Raw genomic sequence first — 19339 nt, 5'->3', positions numbered from 1 at the left:
CACTCCATGTGGGGAAGGGTCGTTATGTGTGGCGAGGGAGCTTGCTCCCGTTCGACTGCGCAGCAGTCCTGGTCCTTACAATTGCAATAACTTTATCGACGGCGTTTCTCATACAGCTTGGGCTCACCCGGTGGCCGGCTCTTGAAGCGCCGGTGCGTCCACAGGTATTGCTCGGGGCATTCACGTACCGAGGCTTCGACCCATTGGTTGATCCGCAGGCAGTCGATTTCATCGGATTCGCCAGGGAAGTCTTCCAGCGGCGGGTGAATCACCAGGCGATAGCCGCTGCCATCGGCCAGGCGCTCCTGGGTGAACGGCACCACCAGCGCCTTGCCCAGCTTGGCAAACTTGCTGGTGGCGGTCACGGTGGCTGCCTGGATGCCGAACAGGGGCACGAAGATGCTTTGCTTGGCGCCGTAGTCCTGGTCCGGCGCGTACCAGATCGCACGGCCGGCACGCAGCAGCTTGAGCATGCCGCGCACATCTTCGCGCTCGACGGCCAGGGAGTCGAGGTTGTGGCGTTCACGGCCACGGCGCTGCACGAAGTCGAACAACGCATTGCCGTGTTCGCGGTACATACCATCAATGGTGTGCTTTTGCCCGAGCAGGGCCGCGCCGATTTCCAGGGTGGTGAAATGCAGGGCCATGAGGATCACGCCCTTGCCGTCCAGCTGCGCCTGTTTGAGGTGCTCAAGCCCTTCGACATGGGCCAGGCGTGCCAGCCGCTGGCGTGACCACCACCAGCTCATGGCCATTTCAAAGAAGGCGATGCCGGTGGAGGCGAAATTTTCCTTGAGCAGTTGCTTGCGTGCTTTGGCGGACATTTCCGGGAAGCACAGCTCCAGGTTGCGCGCAGCGATGCGGCGGCGTTCGCCGGCCACACGGTACATGCCGGCGCCCAGCAGGCGACCAATGGTCAACAAGGCGCGGTAGGGCAATTGAGTGATCAGCCACAACAGGCCGAGTCCCAGCCATAACAGCCAAAAACGCGGGTGAAAAAATACAGCTCGAAAACGCGGGCGATCCATTACAGATTCCGGTAAAGACAAGGGCCGCGCATTCTACAACGGTTCGACCCGGCTTGCGGCCCGTGGATGTTCTCGTTATAAGTCTCGACACTTTTCGTGACAAGCCGCTTTTGCCGACCATGAGCCAAACCGAACCGCTAGACCAAGATCCCGTGTTCCAGTTAAAAGGCAGCATGCTCGCCATTACCGTGCTGGAACTGGCCCGCAACGACCTCGATGCCCTGGACCGCCAACTGGCCGCCAAGGTCGCCCTGGCGCCGAACTTCTTCAACAATGCCCCGTTGGTGCTGGCCCTGGACAAACTGCCAGCCGGCCAGGGCGCCATCGACCTGCCCGGCCTGATGCGTGTGTGCCGCTCCCATGGCCTGCGTACCCTGGCGATCCGTGCCAGCCGTATCGAAGACATTGCCGCCGCCATCGCCATTGAACTGCCAGTATTGCCACCGTCCGGTGCGCGCGAGCGTCCGCTGGAACCATTGGTCGGTGAAGAGAAGAAAAAACCGGAAAAACCACCCGAGCCTGCGATCAAGCCTACAAAGATCATCACCTCGCCCGTACGCGGCGGGCAGCAGATTTACGCCCAAGGCGGCGACCTGGTGGTGATTTCCTCGGTCAGCCCAGGGGCGGAACTTCTCGCCGATGGCAACATCCATGTATACGGCCCGATGCGCGGACGCGCCCTCGCCGGCATCAAGGGTGATACCAAGGCCCGTATTTTTTGCCAGCAGTTGACCGCTGAGCTAGTGTCCATCGCAGGCCAGTACAAGGTTTCAGAAGATTTGCGCCGTGATCCGCTGTGGGGGGCTTCGGTGCAGGTCAACCTGTCGGGCGATGTGTTGAACATCATCCGTCTTTAACGGATACTGCCGCATTTTCCAAGCATCTCTAGACTCTGATAGCACAGCGAAACCGGCATTACTTGTGTAGGAATTATTTTTCCTACAAGGCTGTCCGCCTGCAGCGAGTTCCAAGAGATGTTTTTCAGGGACCGAAAAGTCCTTTTTCCTTAGGGGTGAAACACCTTGGCCAAGATTCTCGTGGTTACATCCGGCAAGGGTGGTGTGGGTAAGACCACCACCAGCGCCGCTATCGGTACCGGCCTCGCACTGCGCGGCCACAAGACAGTCATCGTCGACTTCGACGTCGGTTTGCGTAACCTCGACCTGATCATGGGCTGCGAACGCCGCGTGGTGTACGACTTCGTCAACGTGGTGAACGGCGAAGCCAACCTGCAACAGGCCCTGATCAAGGACAAGCGCCTTGAGAACCTGTACGTGCTGGCCGCCAGCCAGACCCGTGACAAGGACGCGCTGACCAAAGAAGGCGTAGGCAAAGTCCTGGCCGAGCTCAAGGAAACCTTCGAATACGTGGTCTGCGACTCGCCGGCCGGTATCGAAACCGGTGCGCACCTGGCGATGTACTTCGCTGACGAAGCCATCGTGGTGACCAACCCGGAAGTCTCCTCGGTACGTGACTCGGACCGCATGCTGGGCCTGCTGGCCAGCAAGTCCCAGCGCGCCGAAAAAGGCGAAGACCCGATCAAGGAGCACTTGCTGCTCACCCGCTACAACCCTGAGCGCGTCAGCAACGGCGAAATGCTCGGCGTTGAAGACGTGAAGGAAATCCTCGCCGTCACCCTGCTGGGCGTGATCCCTGAATCCCAGGCCGTACTCAAAGCCTCCAACCAAGGTGTTCCGGTCATCCTCGACGACCAGAGCGACGCCGGCCAGGCGTACAGCGATGCCGTCGACCGCCTGCTGGGCAAGTCCGTGGAACATCGCTTCCTCGATGTCAAGAAGAAGGGATTCTTCGAGCGTATCTTTGGAGGCAACTAAACAATGAAATTTCTCGACTTCTTTCGCGCCAACAAAAAGCCAACGACCGCGTCGGTCGCGAAAGAGCGTCTACAGATCATCGTGGCGCACGAACGCGGCCAACGCAGCACGCCGGACTACTTGCCAGCCTTGCAGAAGGAACTGGTCGAGGTGATCCGCAAGTACGTCAATATCGGGAACGACGACGTGCATGTCGCCCTGGAAAACGACGGCAGCTGCTCGATTCTGGAACTCAATATCACCCTGCCTGATCGTTGATCGAACAGGCGGCCGCCACGGCGGCACGGTCACAGGATCCCGCAAGGGAACCGGTGACCGTGCCGCCGTTGGCGTTTGTTACGAGGCTGTTTGATGCCGTTGTCCAATATCCACATCCTTCACCAGGACGACGCCGTCCTGGTGGTGAACAAGCCCACCCTGCTGCTCTCGGTGCCCGGTCGCGCCGATGACAACAAGGATTGCCTGATCACCCGCCTGCAGGAAAACGGCTACCCCGAAGCCCGCATCGTGCATCGCCTGGACTGGGAAACCTCGGGGATCATCCTGCTGGCCCGGGACGCCGATACCCACCGCGAACTGTCCCGCCAGTTTCATGACCGCGAAACCGAAAAGGCCTACACCGCCCTGGCCTGGGGCCAACCGGCGCTGGACAGCGGCAGCATCGACCTGCCCCTGCGCTACGACCCGCCGACCAAGCCACGCCACGTGGTGGACCATGAGTTCGGCAAACATGCGCTGACCTTCTGGAAGGTGCTGGAACGTTGCGGCGACTGGTGCCGCGTGGAACTGACGCCGATCACCGGGCGTTCGCACCAACTGCGCGTGCACATGTTGTCCATCGGCCACCCGCTGCTGGGTGATGGCCTTTATGCCCACGAACAAGCCCTGGCCGCCTGGCCGCGCCTGTGCCTGCATGCAAGCATGCTGAGCTTCACCCATCCTCAGAGTGGCGAACGCCTGCGCTTCGAGTGCCCTGCTCCCTTCTAAAGCTGCAAACGCATTCAATGTGGGAGCTGGCTTGCCTGCGATAGCGGTCTTTCTGCAAAAAATGTGGAACTGACACACCGCTATCGCAGGCAAGCCAGCTCCCACAGTGGTTTTGTGTTGTGCTCAAGAAGGTAGCTTCACTTCAAATGTAGAGCCAATACGGTAAACTCCGCGCACTGCTGTCTGGAGCTATTTATGCGCGAAGCGTTGAATCAAGGCCTGATCGACTTCCTCAAGGCCTCCCCTACTCCTTTTCATGCCACTGCTGCCCTGGCCCAGCGCCTGGAAGCGGCGGGTTACCAGCGGCTCGACGAGCGCGAAACCTGGGCCACCGAGGCCAACGGTCGCTATTACGTCACCCGTAACGATTCCTCGATCATTGCCTTCAAGCTGGGCCGCCACTCGCCGCTGTTGGGCGGGATTCGCCTGGTCGGCGCCCACACCGACAGCCCGTGCCTGCGGGTCAAGCCCCAGCCCGAGTTGCAACGCCAGGGCTTCTGGCAGTTGGGCGTGGAAGTCTACGGCGGCGCGCTGCTGGCGCCGTGGTTCGATCGCGACCTGTCCCTGGCCGGCCGCGTCACCTTCCGCCGTGACGGCAAGGTCGAAAGCCAGCTGATCGACTTCAAGCTGCCCATCGCCATCATCCCCAACCTGGCCATCCACCTGAACCGTGAAGCCAACCAGGGCTGGGCGATCAATGCCCAGACCGAGCTGCCGCCGATCCTCGCGCAATTTGCCGGTGACGAGCGCGTGGACTTCCGCGCCGTGCTCACCGAGCAGCTAGCACGCGAACACGGCCTGAACGCCGACGTGGTGCTCGACTACGAGCTGAGCTTCTACGACACCCAGAGCGCCGCAGTGATCGGCCTCAATGGCGACTTCATCGCCGGCGCACGCCTGGACAACCTGCTGTCGTGCTACGCCGGCCTGCAGGCCTTGCTCACCAGCGACAGCGATGAAACCTGCGTGCTGGTGTGCAACGACCACGAAGAAGTCGGCTCCTGCTCGGCCTGCGGTGCCGACGGCCCGATGCTGGAACAGACCCTGCGCCGCCTGCTGCCCGAAGGTGATGAGTTCGTACGCACCATCCAGAAATCACTGTTGGTGTCGGCGGACAACGCCCACGGCGTGCACCCCAACTACGCCGAGAAGCACGACGCCAACCACGGCCCCAAGCTCAATGCCGGCCCGGTGATCAAGGTCAACAGCAACCAGCGCTACGCCACCAACAGCGAAACCGCAGGCTTCTTCCGCCACCTGTGCATGGCCCAGGAAGTGCCGGTGCAGAGCTTCGTGGTGCGCAGCGACATGGGTTGCGGCTCCACCATCGGCCCGATCACCGCCAGCCATTTGGGTGTGCGCACCGTGGACATCGGCTTGCCGACGTTTGCCATGCATTCCATTCGTGAGTTGTGCGGCAGCCATGATTTGGCGCATCTGGTGAAGGTGTTGGGGGCGTTTTACGCCAGTCGTGATTTGCCCTAATAATTTGGGCTGACACGGTCAAAAAATGTGGGAGCGGGCTTGCTCGCGAAAGCGGTGGATCAGTCACACTTATATTGACTGATACCCTGCATTCGCGAGCAAGCCCGCTCCCACATTTAGTGTTGTGTACACCTGATCTACATCACCTGCACTTTCTGTAATCCGACCTAGACTTGTCAGTATTCCCACTCCGACAAGGCCGTCGTCCCATGATCTCCATGTCCTCGTTCCACGCCATGCTTATCCCGATCCTGATCGGCATGATCCTGCTGGCGACGGGCTTCAACTTTCGCGACAAGCCCCTGGGCGTGTTTGGCATGTGGATCGGCATGCTGCTGATCCTGGGCACCGTGGTCTACAAGATCCTCGCCAAACTGGCGGAATGACAAATGCACTCGCATCTGGCATAGCGGCCTCGTACACTCGATCAACCCGTCGTTTCCAAGGTTGACCGCCTAGTGTTCTCCCGTCTGTTCGCCCTGCCCTGCACCCTGCTGATCGCCCTGCTCATGTTGCTGCCGCTCGCGCCTGCCCAGGCCGTGAGCCTGCCCGGTCTGCTGGGTAACGCCACCAAGTCCCAACCCCAGGCGGATGTGCCGCTGGGGCAGTCGCTGGACGAAGTGATCAAGACCCTGGAAAACGACCAACAGCGCACCCAGCTGCTGAGCGACCTGAAAAAACTCCGTGAAACCACGAAAAAAGCCCAACCGGCCACCGAAGAAGGTGTGCTGGGTTTGATCGGCGGCACCCTGGCCAACCTCGAAGCGCAGTTTTCCGGGGCCGACAGCCCGCTGGGGCGCTGGTCCAATGAAATCGACCAGGCCAAGGACGAACTTGACGCCCTGATGTTGCCGGCGAGCGAATGGTTGCCGATCATTTTCGGTTTTGCCCTGATCCTGGCCGTATGGAGCTTGCTGGCCGCCGCGCTGATCTGGCTCAGCCACCGGGTGCGCGAGCGCTTCGGCCTGCCCGAAGAACTGCCGCAGCACCCGCGCACCTGGGACATGGTGCGTTTCGCCCTGCGCAAACTGGGGCCGTGGCTGATCGCCCTGGTGATCACGGTGTACCTGAGTTACGCCCTGCCCTCTTCCCTGGGCAAGTCCCTGGCGATGGTATTGGCCTACGCGCTGGTGGTGGGCACCTGCTTCTCGGCCATCTGTGTGATCGCGTTTTCCCTGCTCGACGGCCCGCACCGCCATCGCGCGCTGTACATCCTGCGTCACCAGGCCTTCCGCCCGCTGTGGTGGATCGGCAGCTTTGCCGCCTTTGGTGAAGCCCTGAGCGACCCGCGACTGGTCCAGGCCCTGGGCCAGCACTTGTCCCACACGGCCGCGACGGTGGCCAATGTGATGGCAGCGCTGTCTACCGGCGTGTTCATCCTGCGTTTCCGCCGCCCCATCGCCCACCTGATCCGCAACCAGCCGCTGTCGCGTCGCCTGACCCGCCGCGCCCTCAGCGACACCATCGAGATCATCGGCTCGTTCTGGTACATCCCGGCCCTGCTGCTGGTGGGCATCTCGCTGTTCGCCACCTTCGTGTCGGCCGGCGACACCAGCACCGCCCTGCGTCAGTCGCTGTTATGCACGGTGTTGCTGGTGCTGTGCATGGTGATCAACGGCCTGGTACGCCGCCACGCCCTCAAGCCGCAACGCGGCCACAAGCGCCATGCGCTGTACTCCGAACGCCTTAAAAGCTTTGTCTACACCCTGGCGCACCTGATGGTGTGGCTGGTGTTTATCGAACTGGGCCTGCGGGTGTGGGGCCTGTCACTGATCCGCTTTACCGAAGGCGATGGCCATGAAGTCAGCGTCAAGCTGTTCGGCCTGGCCGGGACCTTGCTGTTCGCCTGGCTGATCTGGATCCTCAGCGACACCGCCATCCACCATGCCCTCACCCGCTCGCGCAAAGGCCTGGCCAACGCGCGCGCGCAAACGATGATGCCGTTGATCCGTAACGTGCTGTTCGTGACCATCTTCATCATCGCCGCCATCGTCGCCCTGGCGAACATGGGCATGAACGTCACGCCGCTGCTGGCCGGTGCCGGTGTGATCGGCCTGGCCATCGGTTTTGGTGCGCAATCGCTGGTGGCAGACTTGATCACCGGCTTGTTCATCATCATCGAAGACTCCCTGGCCATCGATGACTACGTGGATGTCGGCGGTCACCTCGGCACGGTTGAAGGCCTGACCATCCGCACTGTACGCCTGCGGGACATCGACGGCATCGTGCACACCATCCCGTTCAGCGAGATCAAGAGCATCAAGAACTACTCGCGGGAGTTCGGCTACGCGATCTTCCGGGTGGCGATCCCGTACAACATGGAAATCGACGACGCCATCAAGCTGATGCGCGACGTCGGCCAGAAAATGCGCAACGACCCGCTGCAACGCCGCAATATCTGGTCGCCGCTGGAGATCCAGGGCGTGGAGAGTTTCGAGTCGGGCAGCGCGATCCTGCGCGCCCGGTTCAAGACGGCGCCGATCAAGCAGTGGGAAGTGTCGCGGGCGTTCAACTTGTCGTTGAAGCGGCATCTGGATGAAGCGGGGTTGGACCTGGCGACGCCGCGCTTGAGCGTGCAGGTGGTGACGGGGGCTTCTGGCGGGCTGGAAAAAGAGAAGAACACCTAAAAGGCAACGCAACCTTAATGTGGGAGCTGGCTTGCCTGCGATAGCGGTGGGCCAGCCAGTAGATTTGGCCCAGACACACCGCTATCGCAGGCAAGCCAGCTCCCACATGGGATGGGTGGTGTTTAGGCGAGGGCGGCGCTGTCCATCTTCTGGCGCAGGCTCAACGGGCGCATGTCGGTCCAGACTTCTTCGATGTAGGCCAGGCATTCTTTTTTCAGGCCACTCTTGCCCACGGTGCGCCAGCCTTCCGGCACGGCTTTGTAGTCGGGCCAGATCGAATACTGTTCTTCGTGGTTGACCACTACCTGAAACAGGATGTCGTCGCGGTCAAATACTGAGGTCATTGCTGTTCTCCATCGCAAAAAGGCTGGCTGCGCACACTGCGCAGCGCTGATATCTGTAGAAACGTACCAAACGGCAAAAAAATTAGAGGCTGGCGACCGCTGCGGCCAACGCCCTGCCGAAAATCTCGGCGACGCGGTCGACCTCGGCGCCGGTGATCACCAGCGGAGGCAGGAAGCGCACCACGCTGCCGTGGCGCCCGCCCAACTCCAGGATCAGGCCGCGCTTGAGGCATTCGCGCTGCACCAGCGGTGCCAGTTGGCGATGCACCGGTGGATGGCCCTGAACATCGGGCTTGCCGTTCGGGTCCACCAGCTCCACGCCGAGCATCAGCCCACGGCCACGGATATCCCCCAGTTGCGGGAAATCCCGTTGCAGGATGCGCAGGTGTTCACCCAGGCGTTCGCCCATGGCGGCGGCATGGCCCGCCAGGTCGTGCTCCTTGAGATAGCGCATCACCGCCGAACCCGCCGCCATCGCCATCTGGTTACCACGGAACGTGCCGGCATGGGCGCCTGGCAGCCAGGTGTCGAGCCAGTCGCGGTACACCACCACGGCCAGGGGCAGGCTGCCGCCGATGGCCTTGGACATCACCACCACATCCGGGATGATCCCGGCGTGCTCGAAGGCAAACATCTTGCCGGTGCGGCCGAAACCGCTCTGGATTTCATCGACGATCAACGCCACACCCGCCTGCTCGGTGATGCGCCGCAGGCCACGCAGCCAGTCGAGATCGGCCGGGATCACGCCGCCCTCGCCCTGCACCGCCTCGACAATCACCGCCGCCGGCAGCAAGACGCCCGCCTCCGGGTCGTTCAGCAGGTTTTCCAGGTAATGCAGGTTCACCCGAACCCCTTCGGCGCCGCCCAGGCCAAACGGGCAGCGGTAGTCGTACGGGTACGGCAGGAACTGCACGCCATTGCCGAGCAGTGCGCCCAGCGGCTTCTTCGGCCCCAGGCTGCCCATCAGGCTCAACGCGCCCTGGCTCATGCCATGGTAACCGCCCTGGAACGACAGCACGGTGCTGCGACCGGTGGCGGTGCGCACCAGTTTCAACGCAGCTTCCACCGCATCGGTGCCCGTGGGGCCGCAGAACTGGATCTTCGCTTCGCGCGCCAACTCGGCCGGCAGCAGGCCGAACAGGTCCTGCACGAATTGATCCTTGACCGGCGTGGTCAGGTCGAGGGTGTGCAACGGCAATTCGTCGCTCAACACCTGCTGAATGGCCTCGATCACCACCGCATGGTTATGCCCCAGCGCCAGGGTGCCAGCGCCGGCCAGGCAGTCGATGAAACGACGACCTTCCACGTCCTCCACATAGAGGCCCTTGGCGCGCTTGAGCGCCAGGGGGATACGCCGAGGGTAGCTGCGGGCGTTGGACTCCTGCTGGCGCTGGCGGGCCAGCAGCGGGGACTCGTCAAACTGGTAAAGCGTTTCTTGAAGCGGGGTGTCTTCGATATGGCTGATAGCGACGGACATTACAAGATCCCTCATCGGGCCCAAGGGGCATGCGCACGGATTTCCTGTTCTGGAAACGCATCAGCGCGAGAGGGATTTAGTGGCCGCTGATCTTTAACTGAGGGGTGAAGATCCAGAGGTGGGAGCGGGCTTGCTCGCGAAGGCGCAGTGTCAGCCACCAGAAATGTTGTCTGGGCCACCGTATTCGCGGGCAAGCCCGCTCCCACATTTGGACGGTGTGAATCCATAGACCCGTAGGAGCCAGACGTCAGAGACCTCGGTATTTTTCATTCAGTGCGTACAAAATCGCGCAGGTTTCCGCGTCCAGAAACCCGCAATAATCCCGGGGCCGGAAGTGCATCTGAAACGCCCGCGTGCGCTGTTCAAAGCCTTGCCGATTCTTCGCCGGTGCATACCCATAGCGCTGGAACGCCCGCTCCAGCTCCACCTCTGGCGGCAACCCGACGCAAAACCGGCGCTGGTACATTGCCCGTGTCGTCTCATCGAACCAGGCGCCGATGCCTGCTTCGTGCAGACGCCACCACGGCAGCCTCGGCCCTGGATCGCTCTTGCGCCCATACGCCACATCCGAATGCCCAAGGATGCCCACAGGCTCTATCTGTGGGTAGCGACTCACGATGTCGCGCAGCAGCGCGGTCAGCACCTCGATCTGTTCCTCGGCGTACGCGGGGAAGGTGAAGACGCCCGCGTCATCCCGCGCCAGATTGGCCAGCTCGATGCCGATCGAGCGACTGTTGAGGTTGTCGCGCCCGTCCCAGTGGCTGACCCCGGCATGCCAGGCTCGCTGGCTTTCTTCCACCAGGCGGAACGCACGCAACTCGTCATAGCCAGCCGCGCGATAGCTGGGCTCTTCCGGGTCGGGCACCAGGTAATGCGCACTCACCCCGTCCTGGGTCAGGGTGCGCAGGGATGACGCAAAGGGCGCCGCGGTGTAATGCAAAATCACCTGCTGCACGGGCTCACCGCACCGTTCGTTGAAGCCGATGGCAGGAAAACTGGTATCGATGACCAACATAAAAAGCCGTCCTTTTCACTACAGGCCGACTCATTCGGCCCGTTCAAGCACAAAAAAATTACCGCCATCCTGAAGCGTTGAACCTCAAGCGGGCGGTAACTAATTGGCACCTGAAAGAACGTTGATCAGCGACGCAGCGGCATACCCAGGTCGACCCGCAGGCCATCGGGCTGGCTGTCGAACTTCAGCGAGCAGGAGCAGCGCTGCACAATCGCTTGCACGATGGCCAGGCCCAGGCCGCAGCCTTCGCTGTTGCCATTACGCCAGAAACGCTGGGTGAGGTACTGCAGGTCTTCGGCAGAGATCTGCTTGCCGTGGTCACGCACGCGGAACACCACGTGCTCGGCGTCGGTGGACACACTGAGTTCCACGCGGGTATCGGCTGGCGTGTGGCGCAAGGCGTTGTCCAGCAGGTTGCGCAGGGCCGCAACCGCCAGGCCCACGGGCATTTCCACCGGCCGGTCGCTGAGACCTTCCGGCAGGATCAGGCCGATGCGCGAGTTGTCCCCGGCGTTGGCGTCCTGGATCGCCAGACGTGCCACTTGTTCGGCACTGGACTGCAAGCCGTCGTCGAACGACAGGCTGCCTTCCACCCGCGCCAGCAGCAGCAATTGTTCGAGGGTGCGGTGCAGGCGGTCGGCCCCCTCCTCGGCGTGGGCCAGGGATTGATCCCGCGCGGCGCCGTCGGTCATGCGCGCCACTTGCAGGTGGGTCTTGATCGCCGTCAACGGGCTGCGCAACTCATGGGCGGCATCACCGGTAAGGCGGCGCTCGCGCTCGATGGTCTTGGCGATGCGTTGCAGCAGTTGGTTCTGGGTGTCGAGCAGCGGCTTGAGCTCGCTGGGCAACGGATGGATCTGCAGCGGTTCGAGGGAATCGGCACTGCGGCGCATCAAGGCGTCTCGCATGCGGTTGAGTGGCAACAGGCTTTGGCCAATACCCAGCCACAGCAAGCACAGGCAACCGAGCAACGCCACGCCCACCGGCACCGAGGCCGCGAGCAGGATCGACAGGTTCAGCGCCTCACGCTCCACCTGGCGGTCGGCGGTGGTGATCAGCAGGTCGCCCCGGGACAGAGTGAAACTGCGCCAGCCCACGCCATCGATCATCTGGTCGCGAAAACCGCTTTTGCGTGACTCCAGCCCTTCATCCGGCGTGGTGTGGCTGCGCGCCAGGATTTCGCCGCGCAGGGAGCTGACCTGGCAGGCCATGCCGCCCGGCACGTTCAATTGCTCGGTGCGCAGATGCGTGCCGCCACTCACGCTGGCCAGGCCCGGCATCTGCTCGGTCAGCCCGGCCACCATGCGCGCCGACGCCACCAGGCGCTGGTCGAGGGAAAACATCATCTGGTTGCGCAGGTCGTTGAGCATCCAGGCGGCCGCCAGGGCCCAGATCAATACAAAGGCAGCGCCCAGCTTGAACGTCAGGCGCAGGCGCAGGCTTTTCACGAAGCGTCCTCTCCACCCGCATCTGCCGGCCCAAGGCGGTAACCCAGGCCACGCACGGTTTCGACGATGCCGTTGCCCAATTTGCGGCGCAGGTGGTGGATGTGCACGTTCAAGGCGTTGCTTTCCAGCTCGTCATTGAACCCGTAGACGCTGTCCTTGAGCTGTTCGCTGGACAGCACGCGGCCCTTGTTGTGCAGCAGGGCTTGCAACAGCGCCTGCTCGCGGCGGGACAGGTCCACCGGCTCGCCCCCCAGGAAAGTCTCGCGGCTGCTTGGGTCATAGGCCAGGCGGCCATGCTCGATCAGGTTGACGCTGCGCCCCGCCACCCGCCGCAGCAGGGTTTGCAGGCGCGCAGCGAGTTCGCGCAGGTCGAAGGGTTTGAGCAGGTAGTCGTCGGCACCGGCTTGCAGGCCGTCGACACGGTTGGTCACCGAGTCGCGGGCGGTGAGGATCAGCACCGGAATCTCCAGGCCCTGGCTGCGCTGTTGCTGCAGCAGCTTGAGGCCGTCTTCGTCGGGCAAGCCAAGGTCGAGCACCATGATGTCGAACGTGGCCGCCTTGAGCATCGCGCGCGCGGCAGAAGCTGTACCCACGCGCTCCACGGTAAAGCCCTGGGCGGTGAGGCCGGCCACGATACCGCTGGCGATCAGTTCGTCGTCTTCACAGACCAGTACGTGCATGCTGAACCCTTCATGAAAGATGGGAGGATTAAAGAGGCCACGGATTAAGCGCCGATTATGCCGTGAAAAGAGGCGCGCTCAGACTTTCCCTACACTTTAGAATAGCCTTGGTTAATCATCGGTTAATCAACGCCACACATTGTGTGCTGACTTGCAACGAACTAAGGCTTGACCATGCGGCATCTGTTTACCTTTTTGCTGGTGTTGTTCGCGGGATTCGCCCAGGCAGCGCCGGGCAATCCGTTTGAGACCAAACCCGACTTCCTCCCGGTGGGCAAAGCCTTCACCTTTACCTCCGAACGCCTGGAAAGTGGCGAAACCCAGCTGTATTGGCAGATTGCCGACGGTTATTACCTGTACCAGCAGCGCATGAAGTTCGACGGCCTGGCCGAAAAACCGACGCTGCCCCAAGGTGAAGCCCACAGCGACGAATTCTTTGGCGAACAGCAAGTGTATCGCCAGGGCCTGGAAGTGAAGATCCCGGCCGGGGCCACCGGTCAGGTCAAGCTGGGCTGGCAAGGCTGTGCCGACGCTGGCCTGTGCTACCCGCCGCAGTCGATCACCGTGGACCTGGGCGGGCCAACCAAGCCCGCAGCGGTTGTTGGTACGGCTGACGACCAGAAAATCGCCAGGTTCCTCAGTGAACAAAATCTGTTCTGGGCGTTACTGGCTATTTTCGTGCTCGGCTTGGGGCTGGCGTTCATGCCTTGCTCATTGCCCATGTTGCCGATTCTCGCTGGCCTGGTGGTGGGTAGTGGTGCCAGCCCGCGACGCGGTTTCGCCCTCGCTGGCAGCTACGTAGTGTGCATGGCCCTGGTGTACGCCGCGTTGGGCGTCGTGGCGGCCTTGCTGGGTTCCAATTTGCAGGCATGGTTGCAACAGCCCTGGGTGCTCGGCTCCATTGCGACGCTGTTTGTGTTGCTGGCGCTGCCCATGTTCGGCTTCTTCGAACTGCAACTGCCGGCATTCCTGCGTGATCGCCTGGACAACCTCAGCCGCCAGCAAAGCGGTGGCAGCATGGTGGGGGCCGGCATCCTCGGCGCCCTCTCAGCCCTGGTGGTGGGCCCTTGCATGACGGCCCCCCTGGCAGGCCTGCTGCTGTACATCGGCCAAACCGGCGACGTGGTATTTGGCGGCCTTGCGCTGTTCACCCTCGGCATCGGCATCGGTGTGCCGCTGCTGTTGCTCGTGACCCTGGGCAACGGTGTCCTGCCCAAGTCCGGCAGTTGGATGAACCTGGTCAAGGGCATCTTCGGCTTCCTGTTCCTCGGCAGCGCGGTACTGATGATCCGTCCGGTGATCGATGCCAGCCTGTGGATCGGCCTGTGGGGGGCGTTGGCCCTGATCATGGCCTACTGCGGTTGGACGCTTGCCCGCGAATATGGCCTGGCCGCCAAAGTATTTGGTGCAGGCTCCCTGGTGCTGGGCCTCTGGGGCGCAGTGCTGGTGGTGGGTGCGGCCGGTGGCAGCGATGACCTGTGGCGACCGTTGAAGGTCTACAGCGGCTCGACGGTGGCGGCTGTGCCGAGCGCCCACGACGCCTTCATGACGATCAACGACCCGACCGTGCTGCAAAGCCAACTCGACGCCGCCAAGGCCCAGGGCCAATGGGTGCTGGTGGACTACTACGCCGACTGGTGCGTGTCCTGCAAGATCATGGAAAAACAGGTCTTCGGTAAACCTGAGGTGATGGACGCCCTCAAGGACGTGCGCCTGCTGCGCCTGGACGTCACCGCCGACAACGCCGCCAGCCGCGAGCTGCTCGGCCGCTACAAAGTGCCAGGACCGCCGAGCTTTGTGTGGATCGGCCCGGACGGTGAAGAACGTCGCGCCCAACGCATCACCGGCGAAATGGATGCTGCCGCCTTCCTGCAACGCTGGACGCAAACCCGAGACGCGCGCTGATGCTGACCCTGACCATCGGTACTTTCGCCATCGCCCTGAATCACATCCTGCTGATCAGCGCGCTGATCCTGGCCACCGTGGTGGGCTGGCGCGTGGCCAAGCGTGGCGGTGAGAACCCGGAATCGGTGCTGTTCAGCCTGTTCCTGCTGGGCATGTTGGCGGCGCGTGTCAGCTTTGTATTGATGTACTGGAGCGATTACCGCAACGACTGGCTGCAGATGGTCGACCTGCGCGACGGGGGCTTCCTCGCCTGGCCCGGCGTGATCGTGCTGATACTCGGGGCCTTGGCCTACGGTTGGCGTCGTCCAGCCCTGCGCACGCCGCTGGGTGCCGGGGTGGTGACCGGCCTGGTGTTCTGGGGCCTGACCAGTTTGTCCCTGAGCCTCTACGACAAGGGCTCGCAGCTGCCGGACATCACCTTGCGCAATGCCAATGGCGACGTGGTGCAACTGGCCGATTACAAAGGCGGCCCGTTGGTGATCAACCTGTGGGCCACCTGGTGCCCGCCGTGCCGGCGCGAGATGCCGGTGCTGGAGCGCGCGCAACACCAACGCCCCGACGTGACCTTCCTGTTCGTCAACCAGGCCGAAAGCATGCAGAGCGTCAGCACCTTCCTCGCCACCCAGGGCCTGACCCTCGACAACGTGCTGTTCGACGCCAGCGGCCGCCTCGGCCAGGCCGTGGGCTCCATGGCGTTGCCGACTACCCTCTTCTACCAAGCCGATGGGCGGCTGATCAACAGCCACCTGGGCGAACTGTCCCAGGCCAGCCTGGCCCGTGCCATGGAACCCTTCGACGCCACAACAAGGAAACCGACATGCCAAGCCTCCGCCACCTGCTGATCTCGCTGCCGCTGACGCTCGCGGCCACCCTGGCCCAGGCCGAAGAGTGGCCCGCTCCGATCAAACAGATCGAGGCCAAGGGGGCCAAGATCCTCGGCAAATTCGACGCCCCCAGCGGCCTCACCGGCTACGCCGCGCAATACCAGAACCGGGGCATGGCGCTGTACCTGACCGCCGACGGCAAAAGTGTAATCGCCGGCAACCTGTACGACGCCCAGGGCAATGACCTGAGCAGCGCGCCCCTGGACAAACTGGTGTACGCGCCGATGGCCAAGGAAGTCTGGGCCAAGATGGAAAAAAGCAGCTGGATCCAGGATGGCGACGTGAAAGCGCCGCGCATCGTCTACCTGTTCAGCGACCCCAACTGCCCCTACTGCAACATGTTCTGGGAACAGGCTCGCCCGTGGGTGAAGGCCGGCAAGGTGCAGTTGCGCCACATCATGGTCGGCATCATCCGCGAAGACAGCCCGGGCAAATCCGCCGCGCTGTTCGCCGCCAAAGACCCGCAAAAGGCCCTGGAAGAACATGAAGCCGCTGGCAAGGGCAGCAAGTTGCAGGCGCTGGACAAGATCCCGGCCGATATCGAGGCCAAGCTGGATGCCAACATGAAGTTGATGGATGAACTGGAATTGTCGGCGACGCCGGCGATTTTCTATCTGGACGACAAGGGTGGGTTGCAGCAGCAGCAAGGGGCACCGTCGCCGGAGAAGCTGGTGAAGATTCTTGGGCCGAGGTAACACCTGCATTAGTCAAGAGAATGCCCGCTCTGAGCGGGCACTCTCTGTGAACGACGAATCATGGGATCCGCCAACGGCGAATTAGCGAATAGGGTTTACTCTCGATAGCACATGCTGAAGTTATCGATAAACGAGTAATCCTGTACAAGAACTGTCATCCACGCAACAGCGGTGCCAGGCGACGTTACCAATTCGACCCAAAATCCGCCTCGCCAATCGTCAGAGTAGGTCTGTTCCTGGACTACATTACCGGTGCGATCATAAAAGGTGACCGTCGCTGGTCGTTGTTTCCATGCCCAACTGAACCTGACAGATTCCAGTTCACGACTGAAATCAAACCGATGTAACTGTGGTGGAATTTGATGATCGGAATTCTCACACATGACAAAGTGCTTACCTGAGTAGTACTCATCATTGCCGTAATTAACGATACCCGCCAAACCTGATCCAGACTCAAAGGTTATTTTCATCAGATCCGTCTGGATACTACTTCCTACGCCAAAAGTCCCTAACGGCAGTGACTCGAAGCGTTCCTGCTGGCAAATCAAAGCCCTCTTCAAAATCAGGTTCAACACCGGAAAAACGACGGCTTCATTTCCAAACTCGTTGGAATTTTGCGACGTAATGCAGGTGACGGTCAGGGGGGAATCATGCTTTAACAACTGAAGCTCTGATCGGTTCAGTGTCTCGGAAAGCCCATCCCTGGCCTCCGTATCCGTGAGTGGCCTACCGTTAATCACATAGAATGTATGACTGCCCCCCTCCCTTTTAATGCCTGTGCATTTCAGCCAGACAAGGCTCCCCTTTAGCGCAAACCACCATTTTTCAACGGTGATTAACGCATTACCCGCGAAAGTGCCCAGATCTAGAATGCCGTATTGAGTTGCGCGTGGGGTAGCCTGTTCCACGACGGGCGTTGGCACACGTGTCGGTTTACTAATCTTCAAATTCAAAGGCGGTGAGGTCTGCACCTTGCACGCAGTGGCAACGGTGTAAGTGATCTTTACAGTTTTACCGATACTTTCGATCACCGCTTCCCGTGGCATGAAGAAGCGCACAGGCCCCGCATCACTGCCAGGCTGGGCAGCCAACGGCAAGCAACTACCATCTGGCTGCATCCAGCACACGGTGACGGTGTGTTGGGAGCTGATTCCGACGTAATCCACTTCGACATGGACACCGTCACGCCCATTCCAGACGGTCAGGTCATCGCCCACTGCTTCGGTCACCGAAGGCTTAGAAAGATCTAGAGGCTTTTGCTCAATCTTGAAAGCCTGAGCAGGAAACTCGTGGGCGCTTTGTAGCCCATTGGCCTCACAAAAGCTCGTCGCGAAGTGCAGTTCAAACGTGCTGCAATCGGCCATTTTTTGCAGTTCAGCCCTTGGAACAGACACCCCCACTCCTTTAGCCTTCCAATCGTCTGTCACGGGTTCATCCAGCAAAATGTCATACCGGTAGGCACTGCCGTCGTCGTGTTCACCTGAAATCCACATCCAACAAAGATTCGAACACTCGGCATAGGCCCATACAGGCACTGTAGCCAATGCAGGTCCTGTGAATGTGTTGAGATCCACTGTGCCATTGGTTGCCTCTTCAATATTCGGATGTGTGAACTGGGGCACCGGAACACTGATGTCCTGTGCAGGTGATGACTGTTCACTTTCGTTGAAGGCAAGGGTGTAGATCAGCGTCATCGACTTGTTGAACAAACACGCAACGATACAGGCCGATAGCTTGACCGACGCCGGATCCCCGTCGTGCTCAATGGCCACGCAACCCAGCGGCTTCTTCGCGTATCCCGGCCCACTCACAAAAAAACAGACACGATCGCCCGCACAGGTAGCCAGACCGGGAACGTCTACATCGCCCCCCTCTTTAGTGAGCTCGGGATTAAGGCACCACCCGTCGTTGTAGTTCACAGACTGCCGCAAATGTGGAGGAGGCAAGTCCAGTCCGGGTGCCACAATCAACGTTGCGGTCCGACGGTGTTGGATCTCTAGAGCATTCGCCGGCAATCGTGTTTCAAGGTGCGGGTCGACGTCAGCAGGAGGCTCAGCTGGCAAACCGCTGGTGATCCAGGCACTTTGAAGCGTGATAGAGCGCCAAGGCTTGCGGCGTGCCAGCCAGCCACGGGCAATAAAGAATTTGAGTACGTGCCCGGCGACGGCCTCTTCCTCCGTTAACACATGTCCATACACCACGGTATAAAACGTATAGGGAATAGCGTCCTGCTCAGTGACAGCCGTGCAATAAACCTTGTCACCCTTTTTGGCCAGAGGAGTAACAGGCACAAGCACTGTTTCATCCCCTGTATGGTCATGCATGTCGTAAGTAGGCGTGTTATGGACGATTTTTTCATGCAGTAGCCGAGGTGCCAGCTCTTCGCTTTCGCTGGCCGGATAGAACGAAATCCCGACTTCCTTGACCCGTGAAGCAGCGGCCTGTCCCTGTGACGTCCCTATATAGGACACCAACAGCGTGAACCCCATGGCGCTCGTCAGGTAGTCCAGTGGAATATCAATGTTCCTGGCACCCGGCTCTTCGCTGTCGTCCACGATGTCTTCAAATAACGGCCCAGGCTGTTCTTTTGTGCTGAAGTGAACGGTGATCGGTTTGTCGTCCATGCGTGAATCGACGGTCAGGTAACTCACCACCATCCGGGAAGGTTCGACGACACCCTCCAATTCACTGGAGATTGAAGGGCTTTCAACCTCCACCGCCTTGGGCTTCACCGCTTTTTTGGGTGGTGCTTTGACAATGGCCGATCGCGCTTCAGGTGCTGAAATCTTTTTAGCCATGGTAAGAACTCCGTGTTCGAAGAGGGAGTGCCCCGAGCCCGATAAAGGCCCAGGGTTTCCTCCTGAAGTGAGCGCTAGAAACATGCCTTCGCCAACTGTGAGAACTGACAGGTCTGACGAAACACATCGGC

General features: G+C 61.1%; 17 protein-coding genes. 10 read left to right on the top strand and 7 right to left on the bottom strand.

The window, feature by feature from the left end; translation table 11 throughout:
• Positions 1 to 92: 92 nt before the first annotated feature.
• Positions 93 to 1028 carry a lipid A biosynthesis lauroyl acyltransferase gene (locus HX803_RS13860; RefSeq protein ID WP_176998054.1) on the bottom strand — a complete coding sequence of 312 codons (936 nt, stop codon included), beginning with the start codon at positions 1026 to 1028 and terminating at the stop codon, positions 93 to 95.
• A 119-nt stretch (positions 1029 to 1147) separates the two neighbouring features.
• On the opposite strand from HX803_RS13860, the gene minC reads away from it, so the two are divergent.
• The 7 genes from minC to HX803_RS13825 all read left to right on the top strand — a co-directional run bounded on the left by minC (position 1148) and on the right by HX803_RS13825 (position 7962).
• Positions 1148 to 1885: a septum site-determining protein MinC gene (gene minC / locus HX803_RS13855; RefSeq protein ID WP_034117002.1), complete on the top strand. Its 738-nt coding sequence runs from the start codon at positions 1148 to 1150 to the stop codon at positions 1883 to 1885.
• A gap of 165 nt (positions 1886 to 2050) precedes the next feature.
• Complete coding sequence (minD, locus tag HX803_RS13850; RefSeq protein WP_016970146.1) at positions 2051 to 2863, top strand: septum site-determining protein MinD; 813 nt, start codon at positions 2051 to 2053, stop codon at positions 2861 to 2863.
• 3 nt (positions 2864 to 2866) lie between these two features.
• Positions 2867 to 3121, top strand: coding sequence for a cell division topological specificity factor MinE (gene minE, locus HX803_RS13845; RefSeq protein WP_010208824.1), 255 nt, complete (start codon positions 2867 to 2869; stop codon positions 3119 to 3121).
• A 93-nt stretch (positions 3122 to 3214) separates the two neighbouring features.
• Complete coding sequence (locus tag HX803_RS13840) at positions 3215 to 3850, top strand: RluA family pseudouridine synthase (protein WP_003192838.1); 636 nt, start codon at positions 3215 to 3217, stop codon at positions 3848 to 3850.
• Positions 3851 to 4045: 195 nt separating this feature from the next.
• Positions 4046 to 5335 carry a M18 family aminopeptidase gene (locus tag HX803_RS13835; protein ID WP_176998053.1) on the top strand — a complete coding sequence of 430 codons (1290 nt, stop codon included), beginning with the start codon at positions 4046 to 4048 and terminating at the stop codon, positions 5333 to 5335.
• 209 nt (positions 5336 to 5544) lie between these two features.
• Positions 5545 to 5721: a hypothetical protein gene (locus tag HX803_RS13830; RefSeq protein ID WP_176998052.1), complete on the top strand. Its 177-nt coding sequence runs from the start codon at positions 5545 to 5547 to the stop codon at positions 5719 to 5721.
• A 72-nt stretch (positions 5722 to 5793) separates the two neighbouring features.
• Positions 5794 to 7962: a mechanosensitive ion channel family protein gene (locus HX803_RS13825; protein ID WP_178921318.1), complete on the top strand. Its 2169-nt coding sequence runs from the start codon at positions 5794 to 5796 to the stop codon at positions 7960 to 7962.
• Positions 7963 to 8084: 122 nt separating this feature from the next.
• Here the strand turns inward: HX803_RS13825 and HX803_RS13820 are convergent, their stop codons facing one another.
• The 5 genes from HX803_RS13820 to HX803_RS13800 form a co-directional block, all read right to left on the bottom strand.
• A complete protein-coding gene (locus tag HX803_RS13820; RefSeq protein WP_135292242.1) occupies positions 8085 to 8306 on the bottom strand; it encodes an MbtH family protein in 222 nt (73 codons plus the stop codon).
• A gap of 82 nt (positions 8307 to 8388) precedes the next feature.
• Positions 8389 to 9783 carry an aspartate aminotransferase family protein gene (locus HX803_RS13815; RefSeq protein WP_178921316.1) on the bottom strand — a complete coding sequence of 465 codons (1395 nt, stop codon included), beginning with the start codon at positions 9781 to 9783 and terminating at the stop codon, positions 8389 to 8391.
• Positions 9784 to 10030: 247 nt separating this feature from the next.
• Positions 10031 to 10798, bottom strand: a complete 768-nt coding sequence (locus HX803_RS13810) for an N-acetylmuramoyl-L-alanine amidase (RefSeq protein WP_178921314.1) — start codon at positions 10796 to 10798, stop codon at positions 10031 to 10033.
• Between the two features lie 125 nt (positions 10799 to 10923).
• A complete protein-coding gene (locus HX803_RS13805; RefSeq protein WP_178921312.1) occupies positions 10924 to 12246 on the bottom strand; it encodes an ATP-binding protein in 1323 nt (440 codons plus the stop codon).
• Positions 12243 to 12926, bottom strand: a complete 684-nt coding sequence (locus HX803_RS13800; protein WP_176998046.1) for a response regulator — start codon at positions 12924 to 12926, stop codon at positions 12243 to 12245. The genes HX803_RS13805 and HX803_RS13800 overlap by 4 nt, the downstream gene beginning before the upstream one ends.
• Positions 12927 to 13100: 174 nt before the next feature.
• Here HX803_RS13800 and dsbD point away from each other — a divergent pair, with 174 nt between their 5' ends.
• The 3 genes from dsbD to dsbG are packed head-to-tail and all read left to right on the top strand — an operon-like array spanning position 13101 to position 16410.
• Positions 13101 to 14831 carry a protein-disulfide reductase DsbD gene (gene dsbD / locus HX803_RS13795; protein WP_178921310.1) on the top strand — a complete coding sequence of 577 codons (1731 nt, stop codon included), beginning with the start codon at positions 13101 to 13103 and terminating at the stop codon, positions 14829 to 14831.
• Positions 14831 to 15673 carry a TlpA disulfide reductase family protein gene (locus HX803_RS13790; RefSeq protein WP_178921308.1) on the top strand — a complete coding sequence of 281 codons (843 nt, stop codon included), beginning with the start codon at positions 14831 to 14833 and terminating at the stop codon, positions 15671 to 15673. The genes dsbD and HX803_RS13790 overlap by 1 nt, the downstream gene beginning before the upstream one ends.
• Positions 15649 to 16410 carry a thiol:disulfide interchange protein DsbG gene (dsbG, locus tag HX803_RS13785; RefSeq protein ID WP_178921306.1) on the top strand — a complete coding sequence of 254 codons (762 nt, stop codon included), beginning with the start codon at positions 15649 to 15651 and terminating at the stop codon, positions 16408 to 16410. Before HX803_RS13790 ends, dsbG begins: the two co-directional genes overlap by 25 nt.
• Positions 16411 to 16505: 95 nt before the next feature.
• On the opposite strand, the gene HX803_RS13780 is transcribed toward dsbG, so the two are convergent.
• Complete coding sequence (locus HX803_RS13780; protein WP_178921304.1) at positions 16506 to 19208, bottom strand: hypothetical protein; 2703 nt, start codon at positions 19206 to 19208, stop codon at positions 16506 to 16508.
• Positions 19209 to 19339: the final 131 nt, after the last annotated feature.

The organism is Pseudomonas sp. P7548, assembly GCF_013386585.1.
In the GTDB taxonomy this organism is placed as follows: domain Bacteria; phylum Pseudomonadota; class Gammaproteobacteria; order Pseudomonadales; family Pseudomonadaceae; genus Aquipseudomonas.
Note: the sequence above shows the minus strand (reverse complement) of the source record. Positions and strands in the feature narration are given on the sequence as shown.

Coding starts and splice junctions, on each gene's coding strand:
- minC (WP_034117002.1), top strand. CDS start 1,148: ATGAGCCAAACCGAACCGCTAGACCAAGATCCCGTGTTCCAGTTAAAA.
- HX803_RS13780 (WP_178921304.1), bottom strand. CDS start 19,208: ATGGCTAAAAAGATTTCAGCACCTGAAGCGCGATCGGCCATTGTCAAA.
- HX803_RS13840 (WP_003192838.1), top strand. CDS start 3,215: ATGCCGTTGTCCAATATCCACATCCTTCACCAGGACGACGCCGTCCTG.
- HX803_RS13810 (WP_178921314.1), bottom strand. CDS start 10,798: ATGTTGGTCATCGATACCAGTTTTCCTGCCATCGGCTTCAACGAACGG.
- HX803_RS13815 (WP_178921316.1), bottom strand. CDS start 9,783: ATGTCCGTCGCTATCAGCCATATCGAAGACACCCCGCTTCAAGAAACG.
- HX803_RS13860 (WP_176998054.1), bottom strand. CDS start 1,028: ATGGATCGCCCGCGTTTTCGAGCTGTATTTTTTCACCCGCGTTTTTGG.
- HX803_RS13800 (WP_176998046.1), bottom strand. CDS start 12,926: ATGCACGTACTGGTCTGTGAAGACGACGAACTGATCGCCAGCGGTATC.
- HX803_RS13835 (WP_176998053.1), top strand. CDS start 4,046: ATGCGCGAAGCGTTGAATCAAGGCCTGATCGACTTCCTCAAGGCCTCC.
- dsbD (WP_178921310.1), top strand. CDS start 13,101: ATGCGGCATCTGTTTACCTTTTTGCTGGTGTTGTTCGCGGGATTCGCC.
- HX803_RS13830 (WP_176998052.1), top strand. CDS start 5,545: ATGATCTCCATGTCCTCGTTCCACGCCATGCTTATCCCGATCCTGATC.
- minE (WP_010208824.1), top strand. CDS start 2,867: ATGAAATTTCTCGACTTCTTTCGCGCCAACAAAAAGCCAACGACCGCG.
- HX803_RS13790 (WP_178921308.1), top strand. CDS start 14,831: ATGCTGACCCTGACCATCGGTACTTTCGCCATCGCCCTGAATCACATC.
- dsbG (WP_178921306.1), top strand. CDS start 15,649: ATGCCAAGCCTCCGCCACCTGCTGATCTCGCTGCCGCTGACGCTCGCG.
- HX803_RS13820 (WP_135292242.1), bottom strand. CDS start 8,306: ATGACCTCAGTATTTGACCGCGACGACATCCTGTTTCAGGTAGTGGTC.